The organism is Nocardia sp. JW2 (assembly GCF_051843015.1).
GTDB lineage: Bacteria > Actinomycetota > Actinomycetes > Mycobacteriales > Mycobacteriaceae > Nocardia > Nocardia coubleae.
In genome coordinates this window covers 59,499-78,803 of the sequence record NZ_JBPXLK010000006.1, presented here as the reverse complement: position 1 = coordinate 78,803, position 19,305 = coordinate 59,499, and the positions used below count along the sequence as shown (strand labels likewise).

Below are 19,305 nucleotides of genomic sequence, written 5' to 3'. Positions count from 1 at the left end.
GGGCGAGTCGCGTTCACCACGGACGGATAAGCTCGACACCGATGCGCATCCACGACCTTCCCGGGGGAACCATCTTGTCGAGATCACTCCTTGTCGGTGCTGCGCTGTCCGGTGCGGCGATCACCGCCCTGCTCGGCACCGGTTGCTCCACCGGGGACAGTTCGGCCATGCCCGTGGCCGGTGCCAACACTCCCACATCGACACCGCCGCCACCACTGCTGTCGGCCGACGACGTCGAGCGGCTGTTCGCACGCATGCTCGACCCGAGGGTCCCGAACTCCGAGAAGCTCGATCACGTGCAGGGCATCGCCGACGATCCGGGCCTGCCCAACCGCATCGCCGAAGCACCGGGCCGGAACAACGCCACGGTCACCGTCACCATCACCGGAACCAGACTCGGTGCGCCGGGCATGCTCGCCGATGGCATCGGGAGGATGAACACCGCTACCAGCCCGTTGATCGTGCCGTTCGTCGCCGAGGACGGGAAGTGGAAGATCGAGAAGGCCTGGTACTGCCAGATCGCGTTCTCGATGATGGTGTCCTCCCCCACCTGCCCGTCCTAGCTCACATTCGTCGTGCGAACCGGTGGCGCGGGCAACGGCATCTGTGTAGGAGCCCGTTTCCCATCAGCAGGAGGCTCCCGCTGTGACCCGAGTCGTCCGGTCGTTTCCCGGTCCGCCGACCGGCGCGCGGTCGGAGCAACACCATGCCGGTTCGGCATCGAGCTGCCAGGCCCAGCTCATACGATCGGTGCCGACGGCAGAGCACCGCATGCGTCGCGCGAATTCTCCTCGGACAGTGCGGCATTCGACGGTGTCGCCGACGAAGTGGGGGCACGGGTTGACTTCTGACCCCTTGGACACCTGGCTCGGCGCCACCTGGAGCGCGGTCCCCGCACCGCTGCGCCTCGCGGTGGTGGAACACATCTTCGGCGCCGATCTGGTCACCATGTCGACCTATGCGGTCGCCAAGGCGCGGTATGTCGTCGAGCGGGTCGACCCCGACATGCGTTCGGACTTCGAGGACGTCGCTCAGGACACCATGGTCGCGTTGACGGCGACCTTGCCCGCCGAACGTATCCGGCACTGGAAAACCCATGTCCTGCAGCAACTCCAGTGGCAGGTGCTGCAGAACAGGCGGCGTCGCACAGCGGAGAAACGTCATCCGGGCCTGCGCGTCGATTACGAATCCACCGCGCTCGTCGTCGAAGACCACACACTCGTCGGCGGTGAGGACCGGCTGGCCGACCGCGCCGTCCTCCGGGACGCGCTCGACGCGATCCCGCACCCCGAGACCGCCGCCGTGCTGCGCGCGACCTTCGTACTCGCCCCCGACGGCACCTACACCGACGTGCAGACGACCAAAGAGGTCGCCGAGGACCTGAATTTCAGCCAGGAGAAGGTCAAACGGCTGCGCGCGGCGGGAACGAAGATGCTGCGCGAGGCCCTGCGCGCCCAGCTCGACGCCCGCGACCAGGACACCGAGGAGGCATCGTGACGGCGCGAGATCATCGACCCACACGGCTGAACCTGCCCGTCGACATCGAGGTGCTGCTCGCGCTCGCCGACGACTCCGAACCCGATGCCGAGGCAGCCGCCGCGGGCGCCCTCATCGCGCAACGCCTGCTGGCAGCAGCCGACGCGACACCGGAACCCCATTCCTTGTCCGCGCGGCGCCTCGTGATGCGGGTGCCCGGGTGGACGGTGCGGCCGCTGGCCGCCTCCTCCCGCGACGAAGCGTCATCGAGCCGGGTCGTCCAGAAACAGATCGACCAGGAGCTCGGCATCGAATTCACACGTACCCCCGCCGGTGCCGAGCAGACACGGATCTCGGTGCAATCGTTCGGCCCCGGGACCGCGGCAGGCGACGTGGTCCGCGTGGCGGTGCATGCGGGCGAGGAACGAACCGAAGTCCTAGTCGTCCTGTATACGGATGCCGACGGGTCGCTCACCGGCCAGATCGTCACCCGCGCACTGACTTTGGCGGAGCACCTGGAGATCTCCATCGTGCCGGGCACTGCCCTAGGCGACACGCATGCGGCGGCGATCACCGACGCGGTGCGATGCTCGTTGACGGCGGGACGCAACGCGTGGCGGCGGGTCGCCAAGGGACTGCCGGTCGGAGACCCGGTTCGGTCGGCGATCGTCGCCGGATTGAGCTGAGGGCCACGAACGGCCACGGAGTGGCGAATAGGTCGTGGGTGAGGAGACCCCCCAGCGATCTCCTCACCCACGACACGAGACGCGTCGGGGCAGTGCCGACGACTGGTCTCGTCATCAGTGATGCGATACGCGCCCCGATCGGTTCGCCGCCGGTGGAATTCGGCAAGAATGCCTATTCGCAGTCTTCGCATCGCGCGGTGACGCAGGCGGTTCGTCGTCGGAGCCCAGCACGAACTTGCCGCCGAGGTTGGGATTCATCGCTCGACATTGGGGTCGCTGCGGATCATGGACGGCAAGCGGTTCCGACTCGACCGCCTCCTCGACCTTGCACCCAAACTCGGGTTGACCGTCGAACTCACCACCTACCCGGCAACAGGACTGAAATAGTGACCAGCCCCGAGTCCCTGACCGCGGCTTCGATGCAGTCGTTATCGGCGAGCCACAACGTGCCTTCTACGGCAACCAGTTCGGCCTGACCTTCCCCGTCTTCGTACACTACGGTGTCCAACTCTGGGTGCCTGAAGTTGGCGGACAGATCGACCCAGACTCCGAAGCCCACGACATGATCATGTCCGTCTTCGGCGGCATGTCCAAGGGCGAACGCAATCGGATCAAGATTCGCGTCCGCGCCGCCATGGCAGCGCAGGCTCAGGTTGAAGGCCGTTACCTTGGCGGGCGCCGCCATACGGCTACAAACTGGCCGACGCAGGTCCCCACCCGCACCCGGGCAAGGCTGCCGACGGCAAACGGTTGCATCGGCTCGAACCTGACCCAATTGCCGCACCGGTGGTGCAACGGATCTTTCGCGAGTATTTGTCTGGCGTTGGCGTGTTCGCGCTCGCTCAGTTGCTCACCACGGACGGAATTGCTTGTCCCTCAGCGCACGACCGGGCACGCAACAGCCACCGCGAAGGGGCTGCGTGGTCCAAGAGCGCTATCCGCGCGATTCTCACCAATCCGCGCTACACCGGATACGCCGTCTGGAACAGGCAACGCAAGCAGGAATCTCTCATTGACGTAGAGGACGTCGCCCTTGGCCACGAAACACGGCTGACCTGGAATCCGAAGTCACAATGGGTATTCTCCGATCAGCCCGCGCATGAGCCGTTGATCGATCGCTCCGTGTTCGATGCGGTGCAGCTGCGGTTGGCCTCGCGCGGACCGCGATCAACGGGTCGGGCTACCCAGCGTCGTAAGCACCCCTATGCATTCAAGGGGCTGATCTCGCATGAGTCGTGTGGTCGCCTGATGCAGGGCACTTGGCACCACGACAAGGCGCACTACCGTTGCCGGTACCCGTCTGAATATGCCATCGCCAACCAGATCGACCATCAACTATCGGTCTACATCCGCGAGGACAAGTTGACAGGACAGCTTGATCACTGGCTGGCTCAGATCGTCCGGCCCGAGCAGGTCGAGGAGTCGTTAGTCACGGTCGAGAGCGCCCAAGCTGACCGGGCGCCCCAGATGGAGGAGGCGAGACGATTGATCAGCAACTGTGATCGAAAGCTAGCTCGGTACCGCGACGCGGTCGACGCAGGCGCTGATCCTGTCGCGGTCGCAGGCTGGACCAGAGAGACGCAGGCCGAACGGCAGGTCGCTGCGGGCCAGCTGGCGAGCTTGAAACGAATTGCCGGTGAGAAGCCGCGGCTGAACCGTCGAGAAATTCGGGAGCTGGTTGAGTCCCTCGGTGGGATGGTGTCGGCCCTGGGCCGAGCTGATCCGGAGGACAAGAACGCGGTTTACCGTCAGTTCGGCCTCAAGCTGACCTACATAGACGAAACACGGGTGGTGATCGCCGAAGCGACACCACCCGTGGGTGTACTGGTTGTGTCCGGAGGGGGACTTGAACCCCCACGCCCTAATACGGGCACTAGCACCTCAAGCTAGCGCGTCTGCCATTCCGCCACCCGGACTTGCTGGTGTGCCAAAAGATTATCCGACTGATTGTCGTAAACCAAATCGCCTATCTGACCTGCGGTTTTTGTGGGGGTTCGGATGATCTTGACGGTGCGGTCACGCGCCGAATCCTGGAACGCCCCAGGTCTCCCTGTTTCGGTGGCGAACCAGGGAGACCGACCACGGCGCCCAGCGCTCGGGAACGCCCAAAAAGTCAGTTCTGGTCGACGTGCTGGACGCTGTGAGTTCCCGCACGGCGACCGGCGAAGACGCAGTCCGCGAGGGATAGTCCGCTGACGTAGCCGTTGGAGCAGATGCCGACTGCCGCGCGGCCGGCGGCGTAGAGCCCGGGGATGGTGTCGCCGGTTTCGGTGCGGACGGCGCCGGTTTGTTCGTCGACGAGGAGGCCGCCGAGGGTGAGCATCGGCATGGGGTAGGTGAGGCGGGCGGCGAAGGAGATGTCGAGTAGGGCGTAGGGGCCGGTGCGGATGGGGCGGCGGATGTCGTCGGGTTTGCCCAGTGGGTCGGGGGTGCCCTGGTCGATGGCGTGATTGTGGGCGTCGACGGTGGCGCGCAGGCCTGCGGGGTCGACGCCCGCCCGGGTGGCGGCTTCTTCGATGGTGCGGCCGGTGGTGCGGCCGAATCGGAGGAGCCGTTCGGTCTGCATGCGCTGGAACCACACCGACTGGCCGGCGATCTGGGTGCGTGCTTCGGCGGCGAGCTCGGCGTCGACGAGCAGCCAGGCACGGCGGCCGGGGGCGGTGGCGATAGCGGCGCCCAGTGCCGCGCCGTAGCGTGATTCGTCGACCATGCGACTGCCTTCGGTGTTCACCGCGATCGCGCCGTAGAAGGCGCTGGGTGGGCCGATGAAACGCCATGCCGACATCGCGTCCATCTTCCCGGTGGCCGCGCCGATCTGCTCGGCCATCGTGATGCCGCTGCCGTCGTCCCCGGCCGATCCGAGCGGCAGACCCTGCGCCCAGGGATAGTGGGGGCTGTGCCGGGCGACCATCGCCGAGTTGGCGATGAATCCGCCGGTGGTCAGTACGACACCGGAGCGGGCCCGGATCCGCACCGGCACACCGTGTTTGCGCTCGACGCGTGCGATGAGCGCTTGCACGGCTCGGCGCAGGCCCTGGTGGTACACACCGGGTTTCGACGAGATCCGTGCCAGTGCCGCGAAACGGCGTCGCACGGCGGCGGGTGCGCCGTCGAGGGTGACCGCTTCGATGCCGGTCACCCGGCCGTCCTCGACCACGAGCCGGGTCGCCGTGGTTCCGGTTCGGACCCGGACGCCGCGGGCGGCGGCCGATCGTGCCAGCGGGCGGAACACCGCCTTGCCCGAGACGCCGGGTCCGTGGGCGCGGTGTCCGCGCTGACGTGGTTTCGCGAGTTCTCGGTAGCCACCGGCGTTTTCGCTGCCGGAGTAGTAGAGGTAGTAGTCGTCGGTGGGGTAGGAGGTCTTGTACGGGCACACCGACGCCTCGAACGGCACGCCGTGTTCGGTGAGCCAGTCGATGAGTGCGGGGGACTCCTCGCAGAAGCGGCGTAGCGTCGCGGGGCTCACCGCGTCGCCGACCTCGGCTTGCAGGTAGGCGAACATGTTGTCTGCGTCGTCGTCGATGCCGGCGGCGTGCTGCACCCAGGTGCCCGCCCCGGCGTAGATGATTCCGCCGGACAGCTCTGTCGCGCCGCCGCCGAGGTACCGGTCGATCGCGAGGACATCCGCGCCGCGTTCGCGAGCGGCGAGTGCGGTCGTAACCCCTGCGCCGCCGTATCCGACAACGACGACATCGGCTTCATCGTCCCAGGTCAGCACCTGTACCACCTTTCGTGCGGCGGGTTGTCCGGGCCGCATCCGGAAACTATAACGTGTTCTAGAAATGGTCGGACGTCGTTCCGCCGGTGAGGGGTCTTCGCTGGGCGGTGGACGTCATCCTGTGGCGCGACACTCCGTGAAACGGCTTGGCTGTCTTACGATCCCGTTGTCGCTATCCATGGCCATCGGAGGACTTCATGCCCGTGACCATTTCCGCGTCGACCCGCGCTGTGTGGAAGATCGGCGCACAGGGACAGGCGCAGATCCTGTTCGTCGACGACTCCGCGTCTAACGCACCGGCCCGTCGATGGCCCGACACCGCCATGCCGGGCGGTCGTCCGGGGCATCTGGCATTCGACCCGAACGACTATCCGACCCTGGCACACGTCCGCACCCTCGTGCCCGAGTACGGCGCGCTGTGGGATGCCGTGGCCGAGGACTTGGCCGCGATGAACGCCGGTGCCGAGTCCGCCGCAAGGACGGGCAACTAGACCGGCGGAAGGGGTGCTCCGGCATGCACCTCACATCGATAGCGGTGGCAGGCGAGGATTCGGGAGAATGTGATGGCGAACGACGCTGATCGACGGCTGGAAATGGCTGCGGCGGCGGTCTTCACTGCTTCACGCCATCCGTTCGCGACTTGATCGGTTCGTCGCGGTCTTTCCTGAGGTGCTCACCTGATGCGACAACGCGGAGACCAGTCAGCGGTGAAACTGTCCCCTCGGCGTGTAGTCACGTTCGGGATCGAGGGGGCGCACCTTGCCGCTTATTCGGGGCAGCGGCGCCGGTTCTGGGTTGAGACTGATGATGGTCATTCCTGGCACCGGGCCCAGCGGTTCACAGAAGTCGAGAAGTCGGTCGACGGTGTAACGCCCTCGTCCACCGCGACGAGCAACGGTACGTCGGCTTCATTGACGCCGAGCCGAACAGCGGTCTCAAGGCGTGATTCACGCAGATCCTCAATTGCGTTCGCGATGACTCCCCCGAGGCGATCGCGGTGAGTTGTGTTGGGGACCATGCGTTGCACGCCACACTGTAGCAATCTCTCTGACCTGCACGAACGTTCACCTATGACATCCGGAGGCGGTGTTCGTTCCCCGGTCTCGTAGTAGGCCAACGCCGACTTCCCTCGGTGTATCCGGCTTGCCAACCCAGCCAACGACACGCCTGCAGCCTCGCGGGCAGCTCGGAGCTGCGCACCGACGATAGCGCTGTGACTGTCCATGCTGTCGCAGCATGCCACCCTGTGGACACGTTGTGGACGACGAATCTCTCCCAGCGCCCGCAAGATTCGAGCAGTGCCAGAGGAGCTGCCGCAACCGAACATGGCGATGATCCGGGATGTGTGAACCATGGGCCAAAGGATCGACGACAGACCGTGTCTGGCCTTCTACCGAGTGGCCAAGCCCAAGATCGGCACGGTCCGCGTCCACCTGGACATCGAGGTTGACGACATCGAAGCCGGTCGCTGTCAAGTGAATCGACGCGACCCCGGCGATGGCGAGTACTGACTTGCACACCGTTCTGCCCAGAACCCGCTCGCGGTCGCGATGCTCGGCGACCCTTCCGCGCACCACGGTCGCGCGAGAAGCTCAATCTACCGATGGTTCACCGATCCGGCCTCGCGACGGATCTACCCGGAAAGAGACCGGCCCGCAGTCACGCTCGTTCGTCGCCGACCTGCGCGCGGCCGTCGGACGACGCAGTCCCGGCGACGCCGAGGTGACCGAGCTGGTGGAGGAGCTGGCCCGACAGTCAGTCGAACAGGACCCCAGCTGACCATCCGCTACCGGGTAGCGCGCAGATCTCCGAAGACTCCCACGCAGGCACCGCCGGTGGTATCGGTCACCTGCAGGCGCAGACGCAACGGCTTGTCGAATTCGAGATGGATCGGCACAGAGGCACCGAGTTTCACGAGGACGTCGGTGAGTAGCGTTCCGTCGGCGTAGATCTGGAACTGCACGGCGATGTCGCTCGGCGTCGAATCGTCCTGTACGCCGAGCACACCGTCGAGGCGGGTGAACTTGCGTCCGAGGTCGTACTCGACGAACGCCATTTCCTTCCGGTAGGGCGAGAGCAGAACAGAGCGGCTGTAGGAAGTTCCCGACACCCGGCTCGGCCCGAACTCGAGATCCGCGGACTCCCCACCCGACAAAGGTTTGAAGTCCATCACGTATTGCACGGCATCGGTGCTCACGTCCGACAGAGCTCCCGAGGTCGACCCGGCAGCCGGTGTCGATGTCGATGTGCCGGATCGGGAAGTGGTCGGCGCGGCGGCTACAGCGCTTGGACGCGGGGCGGTCACCGAAACCGGCGCCGCCGTGTCGTTCGCCGGTGCGGACGACCGCTGCGAGGCAAGTACCACCACCGCGCCGACCAGCACGACGCATGTAATCCCCAACGCGACGGTGGCGAGCAGCAATGGATTACGTCGGTTGCTCACCGGCGACGGCAGATCCGCGAAGATGGCGTCCAGGTCGGCCTGGGTGGCGGCAGCGGTGATCTTTTGCGCCCGCAGATCGAATTCCCTGAGGTCGATGCGCCCGGCTGCCTGATGCTCGTTGAGAAGCCCCAGCGCGCGGTCTCTTTCGATTGTTCCGATCCGTGGATTCATTTTTCTCTTCCATTTTCCGCAGCGCGGTGGGACGCACTCTGCTGCTGGTTTGCCAAAGTTTCATCCGGTGCGAACGAATTCCTACCGACTCGGTCTCAGCGCTTACGCCCGGGCGGCTCCGTGCAATGCACCCTCGGCCGGCCCCACGCATTCTTCGCATCCTGGGGCCTTCTCGTGTCGAACAACGTCAGCCGGATGGCACCGGAAATGTCGACGGCGACCTCGCGGGCGCCGTCGGCCATCGTCATCTCGCCGGTGAAGACCTCATGATCATCGGCCTGCACGACGAATCGACCGATTCCGTCGGACGAACCGGAATCAGCGTCCTTGCCGATCCATACCGAGAACCGATCGCATGTGCCGCCGATCGTCCAGATCGCGCGATTCATGGGGTCCGACGACGTGGACGGGTAGTAGCCGACAATGCTGCTCGGGAAGCTCGCCGATCCGATTCGAACCGGATCGACCGGGTCGAAACCGTTGTTCCAGGAGACGGCTCGGTACGAGGTCAACTCGTACCACCCGTCCGCGCGGGCACCTGTCGAAGGCGCGACCCCCGGGGATGGGGCGAGGCTCGACGTGGAAGCGAAGGGAAGCGCCGATGTCGGGGAGACGGTGGGCAGGGCACGCTCGTCTGCCGAGGTGAACCGTTCCAGTAACGACAGTGCGCCCTCGGCGTTCGCGAGGCCGGCCACCAGCAAAGCTGAAACCGTTGTCACGGCCAGCCATCGCGACGGCCTCGCTTTGATGAAACTCAAGACATGCTCCAGTCCAGATTCAAGACGGTGGTGAGCCGGTTCGCGGCAGCGTTGCCGGGCAAGGTTCACCGGGTAGATGAATACGGCACTATTCGTTCTGCCGCAGCCGTTTCGGCGATATTGCGCACCCCAAACCGATACCGCCCGGAAATGAATTCTGGACGGTCGGAATTAGTGCGCCGTACGAACCAGCTTTTGCTGTTCGGTTTTAAGCTGTCCGTAGGTGTCGCGTACGTAGCGCACGTATGCGGCACCCGGGTGTGGCACCAGAGGGCGGACATGCACACCGTCGGACTCGGCGGCCAGTTGCACCTCGACGGACGCGACATGCGAACAGAACCTCAGCAGCGGTTCCGGAACCTCGTAATCCGGTACGAGATCGGCGTGTTCGATGATCAGATCGCGCATCGCCCGGTTCACCGGCATCAACGCGTGGTCTCGCCACCGCCGCCAAGTCTCGGTGGCGAGATCAGGACGACGGTGCGCCGCGGCGGGAACCTGCGCTTCGCGCAGCTTCTCCCAGATGCGTTCGTTGATGTCGACCATGACGTGCAGCGGACCGTACAGCTCACGAATCTGCCTGCTGATCCTGACCAGTCGCGCCTGCCGCCGTTCCTGGGCGAGCTGGCCGCGCTGGTTGAGCAGATAGGCGAGTCCGGCGACCGCGACGGTCGTCACGGCCGTGATGAGAGTGGCCACCATGTTCACGGAATTCACGGTAGCCACGCCGCGCCCGAATCTGGATAGGGTTGCCGTTCAGGCGATTACAGAGTCCTCCAGCCGACTTCCAGCCGAGGCCGGCGCAGCCTCGACCGCCTCGGATCGGGCCACGATCTCCGTGACCCGAACGGTGTCGCCCACCTGGGTGGACAGGTCGATCGCGCTGCGCCGATGGTGTCGCGCCACCGCCTGTTCGCCACGGGCGTCGGCGACCTTCGCGAGCCCGGCGTGACCACGAGCCTGCTCGGCGGCGCTGCAGGCAATCTGTCCGAGGGCGACAGCATGCTCGAAGGCCTCTCGGGCATCGGAGAAATCGCCGAGGGACAGATAGGCGTCACCGAGTACGTTCGCGGTCATGGCCTCGTCGGCGAACAGGTTGAACGTCCGGAACATCTCCGCCGCTTCGAGCAGCCTCGGCAAGGCGTCGAGATGCCTGCCGAGACTCACCTCGACGAGGGCCGTGTCCCGCAACAGGATGGCCCGATTTCGCGGCGCACCATGCAGATCGGCGAACGCGAGGGCGCGCAGACTCAGCTCGAGCGCCTGCTCGAACTCGCGCCTGTGCACATGCACCCACGCCTGATGGGCCAGCGCGGTGTGTTCTCCGTGCCGGTCGCCGAGCCGCACGAACAGCGCCCGCGCCTGCTCATAACGCACGGCAGCCGCCGCGGGTTCGCCCTCCGTCATCAGGGCGAGCCCGAGATTGTTGCAGGTGACAGCCTCCGCATACTGGTTTCCGGCCCGCACGGCGGCCGTGACGGCCAGCTCATGGGTCTCGGTCCACAATTCGATGTCCTTGGCGATGAACGCGAACCCGCGCACCGCGAAGGCGATCTGCCAGCACTGCTCGTCGAGACCGTGTTCGAACGCGGCGCGGGCCACGGCGGCCAGATTGTCACGCTCGGCGGTCATCGCCAGCATGGCCTCCTGGTACGTCGGTTCTGTCGCCGCGACTCGACGCGGACCAGGCGCCATCTCGCCGCGATGCCGGGACGGGGTCAGCACTCTGTCCATGCCGTCGGCGAAAGCGGTGTAATGCTCGACGAGACGAACCAGCGCCGCCCGCGCGGTGGCCCGATCGCAGTGGACGGCGGCGCGGCGGCGCGCGAACTCGCGGACCAGATCGTGGCAGCGGTATCGCCCGCGCGCGGCGGGTTCGAGCAGACTCACCTCGATCAGCAGGCGCAGATGCCGCCACATGTCCGCGGGCTCGATGCCCATCAGCGCGGCGCCGCTCCCGATGTCGAAACTCGTACCCGGGTGCAGGCCGAGTACCGTGAACGCCCGCGCCGATTCCGGTGGCAGACGGACCACGGAGTACTCGAACAGCGACTCGACATCACGGTCACCGTCGTGCAGCATCTCCAGCGCGACCAGTGGCTCGCCGTGCTCGGCCGTCGGCCACATCTCGCTGCGCAGGATCGCCGCGGCGATCCTGATCGCCACCGGCAGGCCGTGGCACTGGCGCGCGATCGCGGCGCGCTGGGAAGCGCTCGGTACACGCTCGGGAGGCAGCCCGCGGGTGAGGCGATCGAGTAGCGCGAGCGCATCGTCCTCGCTCAGCCGACCGATCGGCACTCGATCCACCTCGTCGAGTCCGTTGAGCGTGCCGCGGCTGGTGACGATGATCGCGCATGCACCCGCTCCCGGCAGCAGCGGCGCCACGTGCGCCGAGTCGACGATGTTGTCGAGCAGGACGAGATACTTTCCCGCACCGAGCTTGTCTCGCAGCAGCAACAGCCGCGAGTCCGGTTGAGCGGGAATCGATTCGGCGGCAACTCCCATCTGCCGCAACAGCGCGCCCGCGGCTACCGCCGGTGCCACGACCGGCCCGGCCGCGTAACCGCGCAGGTCGAGGAAGAGGCAGCCGTCTGGAAACCGTGACAGCAGGTGTCGCGCGGCACGAACCGCCAGCGCGGTCTTGCCGACTCCCCCGAGTCCGGACAGAACACAGACCGTGCCGCCGTCACCGACCACCGTGATCACCTCGTCGAGCTCGCGTTCCCGGCCGTGCAGAACGGCGATGTCGCGCGGCAGGTCGTTGTGCCGCAACACCTCTCGTGCGGTCGTCTCGGTCTCGGGGCAGTCCTCGGCGCCGCGCGCGATACCCGCACCTTCACCCCGATGCCACATCTCGAGCGATTCCCGCAGATCGGCCAGCCGTTTGGCATCGGGACCCGAGATATTCAGCGCCGCAAGCAATTCGTCGAGGCGCTTGGTATCGGGCAGGGTCTCTCCCCGCAGGTAGGCGTAGACGCTACTGGCGGAGACACCGACCAGTTTGGCCACTTTGCTGCATGCCACCGGGCCGGAAGTCCGCTCGGCGCGTAGCTTGGCGGCTCTCAACTCGGCGGCGAATCGCACGAACTTCAGCGTTGTCTTCTTGCTGCCCACAGTCAGCCTCCTGCTCGGGACCGCGCAGCATCCTGCAGGCTTTTCGAGCGCTTTCCAGATCTCCGGGCGCCCCGCACCTCGCCCGTGCTGGCATGACGGTTCAGTCTACCGAAGGAGACGCCCGTGTCCGAGGCGATGAGCCGGCCCAGATCCCACGATGACGTCCCCTTCGATGCGGCGGAGTCGAGGCCGAGGTGCGATCCGTTCCGTCCGTACGGCCTGGTGCTGGACTCCGACGGCCGAATTCTGCTGGTGGACAGGGCGGACGAGCCACTCGACCGCCAGTTCTCGCAGGTGACGACAGTGCCGCTGCACGCGCAAACCGCTGCGCGACGACATCGACTACCCGCGGGGGGCGACGACTTCGGCCCCGACGCCCAACGGGGCGCGTGAAGGCAGATGTTCCGCCACATCTCCATCGTCGACTCCGCCCTCACCGCCATCGACCAGCACGTTGCCGCCCACCCACCGGAACGTGGTGGCGGGTTGCTCGGTCCGCTCGGAATGCCACTGATCACGTCATTTCTTCCTGACCCGGACGGTGTTTCGCCGACGGCGACCTTCCGTTTCTCAGCGGCGTTCCAGCGCGCCCTCACGCGCGTCGAGTTGGTCGAACCCGACCTCGAATTGAAGGGAATCGTGCACTCGCACACCGAGGGCGCCGAGCATCCCTCAGCCGCGGACCTCGTGGCGTTCGCCGATTGCCTGCGCCTGACGCCATGGCTGGGCAGGTATGTCACGCCCATTGTGACCCGACAGAATCAGCGCACCGAAGACCACCACGTGCTCCTGCCCAACGGCGTCATGGCCGTCTTCGTCTCGACGCCGACCACGCTGGGCGCGGTCGAGGTCCGTCCCGCCCGAGTGCAGATCCTGCCGATCGGACGAGACTGCGCCAGACTCGCGGCGACACTCGGCGCATCGGTATCCACACCGAGAACCGCCGATGTCGAAGGGGTCGTCCATATCGCGGTCGCTCTGCGCACCGAGTCGCTCGTGCTGACGCTGTTGTTCCCGCTGCTGTACCCGACCCAGGCTCCGATCGCGTTGGCCGTACGCACCGTCGACCACCACCACCGCATACTTCCGCTGCCACTCACCTGGGATCTGACCGTCGCGGCGGGATCCCGGTTGGTGCGGGCTCTGGACACCGTGGCGGATCTGTCGTGGTGAATCCAATCCGCGACGAGCTCGACCTCGCCTACCATTCTGGCCCGTCACCGACTTCGCCACGGGGTGGCGAGCGCGCCGCGCGATTCGTATTCCACTCGGGCAGAACATCTTCGGGACGTCGATCAGAAGGGACGACATGAGGAACAAGACAACGATGACGCCGACACGGGCTGCTGAGCAGCCCACCTCGCTCCAGTGAGCACCGAGCTGGACTCGGCCGGCCCGCCGGCCTCGGACAGCGCACCACGGGTGTTCGTCTCCTATTCGCACGACTCACCTGAGCACAAGGAGTTGGTACGCGAGTTCAGCACGTTCCTCCGCAGCGAGGCGGGCGTCGACGTCCGGCTCGACGTCTGGGACGACAAGGAGCGCCTCGACTGGTCGCTGTGGGCCATCGAGCAACTGACCGAGGCGGATTTCGTGCTCGTCATCGCCTCTCCCGCCTACAAACGCCGTGCGGACGGCACCGCCGCCGCGGACGAGGGGCGGGGCGCACAGTTCGAGGCGGCGATCATCCGCGACGGCATCACGAGGGATCGTCCGAGGGAAACCCGGCGAATTCTGCCGGTCATCCTCCCTGGCCGCTCGGTCGACGAGGTCCCGGTCTTCCTGACCGCTCATTCCACCACCCGGTATGAGATCAGCGAATTCACGACCGAGGGCGTCAACGATCTGCTCGCGGCGCTCAGTGGAGTCACCGAACATCCCGCGCCGCCTCGTGGCACCTGGGTCGGGCCGCGGTTCGGTACCCGACGCACCGAAACACAGCCTGCCGATGTCGCACCACGCAAGCGCACGGCACGACTGCTCACCGACGCTTTGGACCCGATCACGCGCGGACCGGATCTGCAGATCACCGGAGCCGATCTGAACGGAATCCACTACGGCAACAGCATTGTTCACCGCTGTGCGAATTTCTGTGGCGACCCGCGTAGCCCGATCGAGTACAACCTGCGCCGGTCGTTCCACGAGTTCGAGACCCTGGTCGGAATCCTGGACGACGCCGTCGACGCGCGCCAGATCGGCTACTTCCAGGTCTTCCTCGACGGCGAGGCGCAGAAACAGGTCGAGGTGACCTACGGTGAACCGGCGCGTATCCGCTACGACGTGAGCGATGTCCTGCGGCTACGCCTGGTCGCCTATCGTCCCGACACGGTCGCCAATCCGATGCTCGCCGGATTGGGTGCGGCCGTCGGGCGTCCAAGCAAGCTACCGGCTCTGGCCTGGGGGAACCCCACCCTGTTCGCCTGAGGGCTACCTCTCCGTTTCCAGTGGCGTTCAGCGTATTTCAGCGTTTCCACGCCACACGCCCCGACACCACCGCAGCAGCGCATTCTCGATGCGGCAACGCCCACGGCGTCGTCACGAGAAGGCCCGCCGATTCGGGCACCGGGCGGGGTGCACTCGAATGCGCACCCCGCCCTTCGGAAACGGATAAGAGGTAATCGAATGCGATATGTCAACGCATTGTTCGTAGCGGTATTCGGAATCACGCTCTGTGTAGCCGGATTCAATTTCTACGGTTCGGGCGCGATCGTGGCGATCGTGCTGGGGCTGATATCCGTGGGATACGGAGGCTATATCGCGTTCTCGCGCGGCAGCTACTTCATGACGGACTGGTTCTACGCGCTGCCCATCGTGGGTGGGCTCGTCCTCTTCGCGGGCCTGAGTCGATGACCGGGAGTGGATCGCCGATGACATTCCGACGCGTCACCACGGTGACGGTAGGCATCGTCTTGGTCCTGGCGTCCGTCTCGTGCGGGCAGGACCCGACGACGGTGACCTGTTCCGAGTTCGCGGCGATGAGCTACGAGGAACAGAACGAAACCCTCGACGACCTGTTGTCCGCCCACGACCTCGAAACGCTGTCGACCGCCAACACCATCGGCGTGCGCACCGAAGTGGACTCCTACTGCGGCACTTTCGGATTCAGCAAGGACACCGGGGGCAAGGCGGGCCGCAACGGCACACAGCAGATCGACAACGCCGTCGACTGGGACTCCAGCACATGGGGCTGAACCGGCGCGCCGCGGCCCACCGCGGCGCGCCCCGCAATTCGGGAAAGGTGAATACGCGATGACCGTGGAAATTGCCGTGACCATGTTGGTCGCCTGGGCGATCGGCAAGGCCGGCCGAGTCCGCCAACCTATCAACGGAATCACCGGCCGAGCGCTCGACCTCGCGATCGATGGGGTGCGCGAGGCTGTTGTCGCCAAGCTCGGCGGCGACCCGGCCGTGCAACAACTGTTCTACGAGGCCCGCGCCACCGACGGCGCGGTGTCCGCGGAAACCCATGTCGCGGTGGAACGGTCGATTTCGGCGGCGGTCGCCGCCGACAGCCGATTCGGCGCCGAACTCGCGCGACTGACCGCAACCCCGGCTCCGTCTCCCGTCCCGTCCGATGCCGGGTCGCGCACCTACTCCGGCAATTTCGGTGTAGCGGGCGATATTCACGCCTCGGGCCCGGTCAATGTCAGGAACAAGGTCGTCAACCAGGCCCGGCGCCACCCGGTCCTCGCGACGTTCGTCGTCATCGGGGTGGTCACGCTGCTCGGTTTCTCCGCCAACCAGCTGACCAGCCAACAAGAAGCGCAGCAGGTCGGCGGTGCCGAGACGATGTCCGGCGCCTGGTCTGCCTCCGACGGCACCGGCACCAAAACCTTCGGTTCCGACGGCGGCGCTTGCGATGGGTTCTACTACAGCAACGGTCGACCGCTCGACATCGGCGGCCCGATGACGTGCTCGATGTCCAGCAAACCCGACGCCGAAGGCAGGTACTCGCTACGCGTCGTTCAGAGCTCCAATCGTGCCACTTACCTCGTCGTGTTCTCGGATGCCGATCATGCGTCGGTCTTCGACACCTCCGGGGCCGAACTCTATGACCTCGAACGCTTCTGACCGGCCGATCTCCGGTTTCACGCCACACCGAGGTCCCCGGGAGCACGTAGGCGAAACTGGTGGCGAAAGCTTCATCCCGGGCTCATCCCCGCTCGCGCGGGGAGCATACCAATTGACCTGCGCGTTTGCAGACCAACCAGCCAAACTTCATTCACTTTCGACCGCTCCGTGGCCGAAATCACCAACACGGCAGACCAGCATCCGGTTCCACATACACACCACCTCATCACGCGCCCTGAGCAGCACCGTCATACCGCAGCGTCACAGCGCCCTAGCCGTCCATCGAGCGGCCTGCCGGTGCATCGTCACGACACCGACCGAGCACGGGCGAAGTTGACGACTTCTTGAAAGCGCAGCAAGGCCGCGTCCGCGGTACTCGACCCAACCCACATCAATCACACAGAAATAGCCGGAAACAGCGGGAAACGATGGGAAGTAACCAGGATGCTGCGCGCGCCAAAGTCCTGTTATCCCAGTAGTTTTGGGTACTTTCGGGTAGCTTTCGGACGACGTGAACCGGCGTCAAGTGGTCACGGGTTAAAATCCGCCAACCGTCATGCCTGTAGCGGGCGGTTTGCGGAGTAGACCGCTGGATGAGAAGAGCTTCAGGATGATTGCGCCGTCAGTCCAGCACCAATGATGTCCGCTGAATCAGACCGTGTGCGTAGTGGTCGAACCGTCCTACGCTCAACACCCAGCCCAGCACGCCGTTGGGCTGTCACACCGATAGGTCTCCGGACTCACCGGGGCGATTCACTCCTCCCGGTGCGAGTCGTTCCGATCTGCATAACCACGTTGACGGACGTAAAGGCGGTCTCCCAAACATCTCCCGACGAACGTGTCAGAGCATTACTTTCGCCGGCAGCCAACCCCAGGGGACTATCCGATCATCCGGGACTGCGCTAGAAGTTATCATCGCCGTCTAGATCGCCAAGCCATACAGCATTCTCCGGGTTAACAATATCGATATGCACCTGACCCACGTATGCCCTGAGTAGGATGACAACCCTGCCGCCGTTCCATCGCGCTACAGGGTGTGGACCGGTAAGCGCGAAGATAGGTTGACCCTCCGGAAACTGACGCGCTCCCGCAGATCCAGAAAGATACCCATCTCCTGTGAGCCGACCTCTGAAGCATCCAAATCTCCGATATCAGCCGGATAAAACGAGATCAGCTGAAGCTGGGGCACCGTGCCAAATGGATATGCCCCACTCGAAATATAGGCGATTGCGTCTGTTCGGTTGACCTCCAAATTGGTCGTGAGAGTTGCTAGGTCATCAACGCAACCCGGCGGGATCGAGCGTGGGACGACCCGCACACGGAGCCGACCATGACCAGCAACTGTCGTACCAAGACCGAGATCCGCCGCCTCCAGGCCGAGAGTGACTTCCCTTCCTCCGTCGCCGCAAATATGGTCACTAGGCTCTACCAATTCCGCTCGGGCGCGTGTGCTTCGCGAATCCACCGGAGCGATAAGAAGCGCCGCGACTTCCGGCAGGCGACACGATAGCAACCTTCGGATGGTCGGTTGTCAGCCAATACCGGCCAGGACCGCACTGCTGACCGCCCGAGCACGCTCGCACATGTCGAACGGCGCCGCGGGCCAGCTGGCAGCCAGTGGGTTGTGCGGGTTGGCGTCCACCGACACACTCACCACGTGCGCCGTGGCCGCCCCCGGTACCGCGGCCGGAACATAGGTCAGCGCGTAGCCACATTTGTTGGGTGACGGCAGTGCGGCATTCCCCGTCGACGGGTATTCGACTCCACTCATGCCCTCGTGGGTGACGACCCGGTCTTCCGGTCGTACCGCGGCTTGCTCGTTGTTACGCATGAACGTCGCTGTGACGGTGATCTTGTAGGGGTCTCCCGGCTTGCTCAAGTCGAGCGTGCACGAGTACGCGCTGACCCACCCGGTCTGTCCACCGTTCCAGCCGGGAAACAGATCCCGGATCTTCACATCAGCCGCGCACGGATTCTTCTGCACCAGGGACCGCGATCCAGGTGATGCGCCGATGTCGCGCGGCGGCATCTCGATCAAGGTATCCGCCAGAGCACCCAGGTACTCCTTGGTGGATTCACAGCGGGCAGGCCATTCGCTGGGCTGGCCGGGGGAATGGACACGCCGACCGCGCAGGCCGTGCGCGAACCCTGTCTTGCCGATCGGAAGGTAGTAGGTGCAGTCGTGGGTGCCGTAGCTGGTTCGTGACCGGAACACCTCATGGCCACCGACTGCTTCGGCGGTGTCCTGGTCGCGATCGATGCTGAGATATGCATCGGCAAGCGACAACTCGAAGATGTAGCCCGCGCCGGGCTCGACATCGGAGTTGACCATCACCCCGCACTTGCTGAATCTCTCGATCAACCAGCCGTCGGCAGGGGTCCCGTAGCGCCGCGCAAACTCCCGATCATGCAGCAAGCACGCGTGCGAGGACCGGACACGCCCCATCAAGTCCGCGGTGCCCGGTGCCACGCTGGCCTCCGCGAGGTCGCCGGGAAAGATGGCCGACTGCGGCGGCACCGTCGCGGCTGGATCTGTGCTCACCGGGATCGGCGAGCCTTCGACCAATTGCCCACACCCTGCCACCATCGCTGCCACAGCGGCCAAACAGACTGCCTCGGCGAACTTCCCCCCGCGCACCACACCTCCAGGAACGCCAACCTCTTGTCCGCGTGAGCCTATCGTGACGGCCGAGTCCAACCGCGAGCGGACGGCCGCTCCAGGGCGGTGGCACTGTCCGTGCCTGAAAGAAGAGGACCTCACCGCAATGTTGAGACTCGTTGAGAAGCGCCGTGTCGCGAACCTGCCTGGCACCGTGGTTCAGCACGCCGACTGCTCGGTGGTGGTCGTGCATCCGGAATGAATCCAGC

Annotated in this window: 18 protein-coding genes, 1 tRNA gene and 2 pseudogenes; 12 read left to right on the top strand and 9 right to left on the bottom strand. The window is 65.4% G+C overall.

Annotation, left to right across the window (positions count from 1 at the left end; genetic code table 11):
• Positions 1 to 74: 74 nt before the first annotated feature.
• From ACSVDM_RS11345 to ACSVDM_RS11335, 3 genes are all read left to right on the top strand, one after another.
• Positions 75 to 563: a hypothetical protein gene (locus ACSVDM_RS11345; protein ID WP_439264524.1), complete on the top strand. Its 489-nt coding sequence runs from the start codon at positions 75 to 77 to the stop codon at positions 561 to 563.
• 277 nt (positions 564 to 840) lie between these two features.
• Complete coding sequence (locus tag ACSVDM_RS11340; RefSeq protein ID WP_439264522.1) at positions 841 to 1,497, top strand: hypothetical protein; 657 nt, start codon at positions 841 to 843, stop codon at positions 1,495 to 1,497.
• Positions 1,494 to 2,162 (top strand): hypothetical protein, encoded by a 669-nt coding sequence (locus ACSVDM_RS11335; RefSeq protein WP_439264521.1) that lies wholly within the window; start codon positions 1,494 to 1,496, stop codon positions 2,160 to 2,162. Before ACSVDM_RS11340 ends, ACSVDM_RS11335 begins: the two co-directional genes overlap by 4 nt.
• Before the next feature lie 355 nt (positions 2,163 to 2,517).
• Here ACSVDM_RS11335 and ACSVDM_RS11330 read toward each other — a convergent pair whose 3' ends face one another.
• Positions 2,518 to 2,847, bottom strand: coding sequence for a hypothetical protein (locus tag ACSVDM_RS11330; protein WP_439264519.1), 330 nt, complete (start codon positions 2,845 to 2,847; stop codon positions 2,518 to 2,520).
• Between the two features lie 101 nt (positions 2,848 to 2,948).
• On the opposite strand from ACSVDM_RS11330, the pseudogene ACSVDM_RS11325 reads away from it, so the two are divergent.
• Positions 2,949 to 3,260, top strand: a pseudogene (locus ACSVDM_RS11325) (recombinase family protein); the annotation flags it as partial.
• Between the two features lie 733 nt (positions 3,261 to 3,993).
• Here the strand turns inward: ACSVDM_RS11325 and ACSVDM_RS11320 are convergent.
• Together ACSVDM_RS11320 and ACSVDM_RS11315 are read right to left on the bottom strand one after the other, a co-directional pair.
• Positions 3,994 to 4,078: transfer RNA gene (locus ACSVDM_RS11320), tRNA-Leu, on the bottom strand.
• 197 nt (positions 4,079 to 4,275) lie between these two features.
• Positions 4,276 to 5,919: an FAD-binding protein gene (locus ACSVDM_RS11315; protein WP_439264518.1), complete on the bottom strand. Its 1,644-nt coding sequence runs from the start codon at positions 5,917 to 5,919 to the stop codon at positions 4,276 to 4,278.
• A gap of 158 nt (positions 5,920 to 6,077) precedes the next feature.
• Here ACSVDM_RS11315 and ACSVDM_RS11310 point away from each other — a divergent pair, with 158 nt between their 5' ends.
• A complete protein-coding gene (locus ACSVDM_RS11310) occupies positions 6,078 to 6,371 on the top strand; it encodes a hypothetical protein (RefSeq protein ID WP_439264516.1) in 294 nt (97 codons plus the stop codon).
• Positions 6,372 to 6,691: 320 nt separating this feature from the next.
• Here the strand turns inward: ACSVDM_RS11310 and ACSVDM_RS11305 are convergent, their stop codons facing one another.
• Positions 6,692 to 7,105, bottom strand: a complete 414-nt coding sequence (locus ACSVDM_RS11305; protein WP_439264514.1) for a helix-turn-helix domain-containing protein — start codon at positions 7,103 to 7,105, stop codon at positions 6,692 to 6,694.
• A gap of 313 nt (positions 7,106 to 7,418) precedes the next feature.
• On the opposite strand from ACSVDM_RS11305, the pseudogene ACSVDM_RS11300 reads away from it, so the two are divergent.
• A pseudogene (locus tag ACSVDM_RS11300) lies at positions 7,419 to 7,544 on the top strand (transcriptional regulator); the annotation flags it as partial.
• Positions 7,545 to 7,666: 122 nt separating this feature from the next.
• Here the strand turns inward: ACSVDM_RS11300 and ACSVDM_RS11295 are convergent.
• From ACSVDM_RS11295 to ACSVDM_RS11280, 4 genes are all read right to left on the bottom strand, one after another.
• Positions 7,667 to 8,494 (bottom strand): DUF1707 domain-containing protein, encoded by an 828-nt coding sequence (locus tag ACSVDM_RS11295; protein WP_439264513.1) that lies wholly within the window; start codon positions 8,492 to 8,494, stop codon positions 7,667 to 7,669.
• A gap of 95 nt (positions 8,495 to 8,589) precedes the next feature.
• On the bottom strand, positions 8,590 to 9,252 hold the full coding sequence (locus ACSVDM_RS11290; protein ID WP_225280006.1) for an NPCBM/NEW2 domain-containing protein: 663 nt from the start codon (positions 9,250 to 9,252) through the stop codon (positions 8,590 to 8,592).
• 171 nt (positions 9,253 to 9,423) lie between these two features.
• A complete protein-coding gene (locus tag ACSVDM_RS11285) occupies positions 9,424 to 9,954 on the bottom strand; it encodes a hypothetical protein (protein WP_225280339.1) in 531 nt (176 codons plus the stop codon).
• Between the two features lie 54 nt (positions 9,955 to 10,008).
• Complete coding sequence (locus ACSVDM_RS11280; protein ID WP_439264511.1) at positions 10,009 to 12,366, bottom strand: tetratricopeptide repeat protein; 2,358 nt, start codon at positions 12,364 to 12,366, stop codon at positions 10,009 to 10,011.
• Between the two features lie 123 nt (positions 12,367 to 12,489).
• Here ACSVDM_RS11280 and ACSVDM_RS11275 point away from each other — a divergent pair, with 123 nt between their 5' ends.
• The 6 genes from ACSVDM_RS11275 (at position 12,490) to ACSVDM_RS11250 (ending at position 16,437) form a co-directional block, all read left to right on the top strand.
• Positions 12,490 to 12,759 (top strand): hypothetical protein, encoded by a 270-nt coding sequence (locus ACSVDM_RS11275; protein WP_063006029.1) that lies wholly within the window; start codon positions 12,490 to 12,492, stop codon positions 12,757 to 12,759.
• Positions 12,760 to 12,765: 6 nt separating this feature from the next.
• Complete coding sequence (locus ACSVDM_RS11270) at positions 12,766 to 13,539, top strand: Mov34/MPN/PAD-1 family protein (protein WP_439264508.1); 774 nt, start codon at positions 12,766 to 12,768, stop codon at positions 13,537 to 13,539.
• Positions 13,540 to 13,734: 195 nt separating this feature from the next.
• A complete protein-coding gene (locus ACSVDM_RS11265; protein ID WP_439264506.1) occupies positions 13,735 to 14,790 on the top strand; it encodes an SEFIR domain-containing protein in 1,056 nt (351 codons plus the stop codon).
• Between the two features lie 198 nt (positions 14,791 to 14,988).
• Entirely contained in the window at positions 14,989 to 15,216 is a 228-nt protein-coding gene (locus tag ACSVDM_RS11260) for a hypothetical protein (RefSeq protein WP_225280010.1), read from the top strand.
• 17 nt (positions 15,217 to 15,233) lie between these two features.
• Positions 15,234 to 15,557: a hypothetical protein gene (locus tag ACSVDM_RS11255; RefSeq protein WP_439264504.1), complete on the top strand. Its 324-nt coding sequence runs from the start codon at positions 15,234 to 15,236 to the stop codon at positions 15,555 to 15,557.
• Positions 15,558 to 15,615: 58 nt separating this feature from the next.
• Complete coding sequence (locus ACSVDM_RS11250) at positions 15,616 to 16,437, top strand: hypothetical protein (RefSeq protein WP_439264502.1); 822 nt, start codon at positions 15,616 to 15,618, stop codon at positions 16,435 to 16,437.
• Between the two features lie 1,531 nt (positions 16,438 to 17,968).
• Here ACSVDM_RS11250 and ACSVDM_RS11245 read toward each other — a convergent pair.
• Positions 17,969 to 19,003, bottom strand: coding sequence for a hypothetical protein (locus tag ACSVDM_RS11245; protein ID WP_439264500.1), 1,035 nt, complete (start codon positions 19,001 to 19,003; stop codon positions 17,969 to 17,971).
• Positions 19,004 to 19,305 lie beyond the last annotated feature (302 nt).